The following is a 5,064-nucleotide window of genomic DNA, read 5'->3' as shown; positions in this document are numbered from 1 at the left end:
ATCGTGGGCGGTGCCCTGCTGTACGGGCTGGGCCTGGTGGGCATGGCGCTGTCGCCCACCGGTTTCCTGTTCACCCTGACAGCCGGCGTGCTGATTGGTGCCGCGCAGGCCGGAACCACGTATGCCGTGATTTATGGCGTGATCGGGCGCAATATTTCGGCCGATAAACGCTCGTGGGCCATGGGCGTGGCCGCGGCGGCGGGCTCATTCGGCCAGTTCCTGATGGTGCCGACCGAAGGTTTCCTGATCAGCAGCCTGGGCTGGAAAGAGGCTTTACTGGTGCTGAGCGGCGCCGTGCTGCTGATTGCGCCGCTGGCATTGGGCCTGCGCGAAGGCGGTTTCACCGGCGGGCAGCCTGCCAAACGCGAGCAGACTATCCTTCAGGCGCTGCGCGAGGCTTTCAAGTACCCGAGCTTTCAATTGCTGATGGCGGGCTACTTTGTCTGCGGCTTCCAGGTGGTGTTCATCGGCGTCCACATGCCCAGCTACCTCAAGGACAAGGGCCTGTCGCCCCAAGTCGCAAGTTACGCGCTGGCGCTGATCGGCCTCTTTAATGTGTTCGGCACATACATTGCGGGCTCGCTGGGCCAGAAAATTGCCAAGCGCAAGATCCTGGCGACGATTTATCTCTCGCGCGCCATCGTGATCGCCGTGTTCCTGGCGGCACCGCTCAGCCCCTTGAGCGTCTACATCTTTGCCAGCCTGATGGGCCTGCTATGGCTGTCGACCATCCCGCCGACCAATGCCGTCGTGGCGCAGATCTTCGGCATCCAGCACTTGTCGATGCTGGGTGGCTTTATCTTCTTCAGCCACCAGATCGGCTCCTTCCTGGGCGTCTGGCTGGGCGGCTATTTATATGACCGCACGGGCAGCTACGACATCGTCTGGTACATCGCGATTGCATTGGGCGTGTTTGCCGCGCTGGTGAACCTGCCGGTTCGTGAATCACCGATTGCACGCGCGGCCGTGCCCCAAGGGGCCTGACGTGGCCAAAAGAATCGGCCTGTGGACGCTTGCGATCATCGCGTCGCTGGGGGTGTTTGCCCTCTACACACGGCCGGATTTCCTGTTCACACTCGCCAACCAGGTCTGGGCCTGCTTCTAGCGCAAGGCCCTGCCTGGGGGTTTTATGTGTGTTTTGGGCTGCGGCCCAATCAGGACGGGCGCAAGCAGCTATGAAAACAATAGTAATTACCGGAGCTTCGGACGGCATAGGCGCTGAAATGGCGCGGCAATTGGCCAAAACCCACGGCGCCGGCATGGCGCTGGTGCTGGCCGCGCGCAATGAAGCACTGCTCAATGAGGTTGCGGGCCAATGCGTTGCCCACGGGGCACTGACCCTGGCCGTCAAGACCGATGTGTCGCAAGAGGACCAATGCCGCCAGCTGGTGGCCGCCGCCATCGGCCGGTTCGGGCAAATCGATGCCTTGATCAACAACGCAGGCATGTCGGCGCAAGCCCTTTTTGAAGACGTCAAGGCCCAGGACCTGGCCTGGTACGAACAGTTGATGCGCATCAACCTCTGGGGCAGCGTCTGGTGCACCCATGCCGCACTGCCGTATTTAAAAGTGCGCCACGGCAGCATCGTGGCGGTCTCCAGCCTGGCAGGCCTGATCGGCGTGCCCGGCCGCACCGCCTACAGCGCCACCAAATTCGCCATGACGGGCTTCTTCGAGGCATTGCGGGCCGAGCTTAAAACGGCCGGTGTCAGCGTAACGACGGCCTACCCGGGCGTGGTCGCCACCCGCATCCGCCACCGTGGCTTCAACGCGGCCGGCGTGGCGGCAGGTGCCAGCGGCCTGAAAGAAGACGACGCCATGAGTGTCGAGGAATGCGCGCGGCTCATCCTTGAGGGCATGGAGCGCCGGGAACGCGAGGTGGTCATGACGGCCAAGGGCAAGCTGGGCCGCTGGCTCAAGCTGATCGCGCCGGGCCGGGTCGAGGCGATGGCGCTCGCCGCGCTCAAAGATGACGTAAGACCCTACTGATGGAAAACAATGCGCATGGCACGGAACCACCCTCCGCCTGGGTGCAGCGCTGGTCGCACCTGGTGCCCCAGGGTGGCATGGTGCTGGACGTGGCCTGCGGCCATGGCCGCCACGCGCGCTGGTTTTATGAGAAAGAACATCCTCTGACCCTTGTAGACCGTGCGCAAGCAGCTATCGAATTCATAGCATCAGCTCTTCCCACACGCCCCGCCCAAACCGTTGAAGCCGTGGTGGCCGACATTGAGGAGGGTCCCTGGCCCTTTGAAGGACGACAGTTTGAGGCCGTCATCGTCACCAATTACCTGTGGCGCCCGCTCCTGCCCGCGCTGCTGGCCAGTCTGGCGCCGGGTGGCGTGCTGATTTACGAAACTTTTACGCAGGGCAATGAAACGGTGGGCAAACCCTCGCGCCCCGACTTTTTGCTGCGTCCCGGTGAATTGCTGCAGGTCTGCCAGGGCTTGAGAGTGGTGGCCTTCGAGGAGGGTTTTGAGGAGCGTCCGCCACGATTTGTCCAGCGCATCGCCGCCGTCCGCGAATCAGCCACCACTGCGGGTTTATCCGCCCCCCTTCATACCGCGGAGGGGGCTCCACCCCGCTATAGACTGACCTAGGCTCTGGGTAGAATGCAGGATTGGCCTTTTCCGGGGCCGGCTTGAAGCTGTTCAGGCCGGAACACCCCAGATACCTGCATGGCCGCGAACGTTTACAAGCAGAGCATGAAACCCATTACTGGCAGCATCGTTGCACTGGCAACGCCCTTGCACGAAGACGGCAGCGTAGATTACCCCACCCTGCGCAAGCTGGTTGACTGGCACATTGCCGAAGGGACCGACTGCATCGGCGTGGTCGGCACCACCGGCGAATCCCCAACCGTCAATGTCGAAGAACATTGCGAAATCATCCGGGTGTCGGTGGAGCAAGCCAAAAAGCGCGTGCCTATCATGGCCGGCTGCGGCGCCAACTCAACCGCCGAAGCCATCGAATTGGCCAAATTTGCCAAAGGCGTCGGCGCGGACTGCCAGCTGCAGGTCGTTCCCTATTACAACAAGCCCACCCAGGAAGGCCAGTACCGGCACTTCAAGGCGATTGCGGAAGCGGTTGGCGACCTCCCCACCGTGCTTTACAACGTGCCCGGCCGCACCGTCGCCGATATGGCGCATGCCACCGTGCTGCGCCTGGCCCAGGTGCCCGGCATTGTCGGCATCAAGGAAGCCACCGGCAACATCGAGCGCGCCCAGTGGCTGATCAAGGAAGTGCCCAAGGGCTTTGCCGTGTATTCAGGCGACGACCCGACCGCCGTGGCGCTGATGCTTTGCGGCGGCCAGGGCAATGTCAGCGTGACGGCCAACGTCGCGCCTCGCCTCATGCACGAGCTGTGCGTGGCCGCCGTGGCCGGCGATGCCCGCCGCGCCATGGAGCTGCAACTTAAATTGCTGCCGCTGCATCGAAACCTGTTTGTCGAAGCCAACCCGATTCCCGTCAAGTGGGCCATGGCCCGGATGGGCCTTTGCGGCGGCACATTGCGCCTGCCGATGACGCCGCTGGAAACATCGAACGAAGCCGCCGTGGAAAGCGCCCTGCGCATCTGCGGCCTGGTCTGATTTGCCTGATCTGATTTTTAAGGGAACCCAAGTGAAGATATTGCCAACACATCCTGCATTTTCCAAAGCCCGGAGCGCCGCCACCGTGTCTGCACTGGTTGCCCTCGGTCTGCTCGCCGGCTGCTCCTCCATCAGGGATGTGATGGAAGGCGAACGCGTCGACTACAAAAGCAGCGGCGCCAAAGCCCCTTCCCTGGCGATCCCTCCCGACCTCACACAACTGAGCCGCGAAACCCGTTATGTGGTGCCCGGCACCGCGGTGTCCGCCAGCAGCTACCAGGTAGGCCAGCCAACCCAGGCCGTGCAGACAGCCGCTGTGACCGTGGGCGACGTTCGCATCGAGCGCGCGGGAAGCCAGCGCTGGCTGGTGGTGAACCGGCCCGCAGACAAGCTCTGGACGCCCGTGCGTGATTTCTGGCTGGAGAGCGGCTTCCTGCTGTCCCAGGACCAGGAAAACCTCGGCATCATGGAAACCGATTACGCTGAAAACCGCGCCAAGCTCCCGCAGGATTTCATCCGCAACACCATCGGCAAAGTATTCGACAGCCTTTACTCCACCGGTGAACGCGACAAGTTCCGCACACGGCTGGAGCGCCGTCCTGATGGCGGCACGGAAATCTATGTCAGCCACCGCGGCATGGTCGAGGTGTTGACCGGCGTCAAAGCCGGCCAAACCGGCGGCGACAGCACCATGTGGCAACCGCGCCCTGCCGACCCGGAGCTGGAAGCCGAATTCCTGCGGCGCCTGATGGTCAAGCTGGGTGTCACGCAAGAGCAATCGAAGGCCCTGGTGGCCGCCGGTGCAGACAAACAGACCTCGCGGATCGCCACTGTCAACAGCCAGCCCGTCGTGCAGATCGACGAAGGCTTTGAACGTGCATGGCGCCGCGTCGGCCTGGCACTGGACCGCACCGGCTTCACGGTTGAAGATCGCGACCGCAGCCAGGGAACCTACTTCGTGCGCTACGTCGAGCCCATCGTGAACAAAACCGAGCCCGGTTTCTTCAGCAAGCTGTTCAGCGGCTCGCCAGCCGCCGTGCCGCCGTTGAAGTACCGTATCGCCGTCAAGAGCCAGGGTGAAAGCACCACGGTATCGGTCCTCAATGCCCAGGGCGCCCCTGAAGCATCGGCCAATGCCCAGCGCATCATCCAGGTGATTGCCGACGATCTGCGATAAATCCCGGTTCGTGACCCTGTTCATCCCGACTGACGATTCCATACCGGTGTGTTGAGGTTCAAAAGTCTGGGCAGTGGCAGTTCAGGCAATGCCACACTGGTTGAAGCGTCAGGAATCACGCCGCTTCGCGTTCTTGTCGACTGCGGGCTAGGGCTCAAGCACCTGCTCTACAGGCTCGGTGAGGCGGGCCTGCAACCCGAAGACATTCACGCCGTGTTCATCACCCATGAGCACGGTGACCACGTCGGTTGCRCCCGGTCACTGTCGCTTCGCTACCGGATCCCGGTCTGGATGAGCC

At 62.7% G+C, this 5,064-nt stretch carries 6 protein-coding genes; all 6 read left to right on the top strand.

Going from position 1 to position 5,064, the window contains the following annotated elements:
• Positions 1 to 984: MFS transporter (locus AC1D1X_RS15355; protein WP_477698588.1), on the top strand; the 984-nt coding region annotated here is incomplete at its 5' end.
• A 191-nt stretch (positions 985 to 1,175) separates the two neighbouring features.
• Entirely contained in the window at positions 1,176 to 1,988 is an 813-nt protein-coding gene (locus tag AC1D1X_RS15350) for an SDR family oxidoreductase (RefSeq protein WP_477671113.1), read from the top strand.
• Positions 1,988 to 2,599: a class I SAM-dependent methyltransferase gene (locus AC1D1X_RS15345; protein ID WP_477671114.1), complete on the top strand. Its 612-nt coding sequence runs from the start codon at positions 1,988 to 1,990 to the stop codon at positions 2,597 to 2,599. Before AC1D1X_RS15350 ends, AC1D1X_RS15345 begins: the two co-directional genes overlap by 1 nt.
• 105 nt (positions 2,600 to 2,704) lie before the next feature.
• Positions 2,705 to 3,589 (top strand): 4-hydroxy-tetrahydrodipicolinate synthase, encoded by an 885-nt coding sequence (gene dapA / locus AC1D1X_RS15340; RefSeq protein ID WP_457278927.1) that lies wholly within the window; start codon positions 2,705 to 2,707, stop codon positions 3,587 to 3,589.
• A gap of 31 nt (positions 3,590 to 3,620) precedes the next feature.
• Complete coding sequence (gene bamC / locus AC1D1X_RS15335) at positions 3,621 to 4,766, top strand: outer membrane protein assembly factor BamC (RefSeq protein ID WP_477671115.1); 1,146 nt, start codon at positions 3,621 to 3,623, stop codon at positions 4,764 to 4,766.
• Between the two features lie 48 nt (positions 4,767 to 4,814).
• The coding region (locus AC1D1X_RS15330; RefSeq protein ID WP_477698587.1) for an MBL fold metallo-hydrolase at positions 4,815 to 5,064 on the top strand (250 nt) is incomplete at its 3' end.

Source organism: Polaromonas sp. P1_G4 (assembly GCF_056405475.1).
This window is presented reverse-complemented; position numbering and strand designations above follow the sequence as displayed.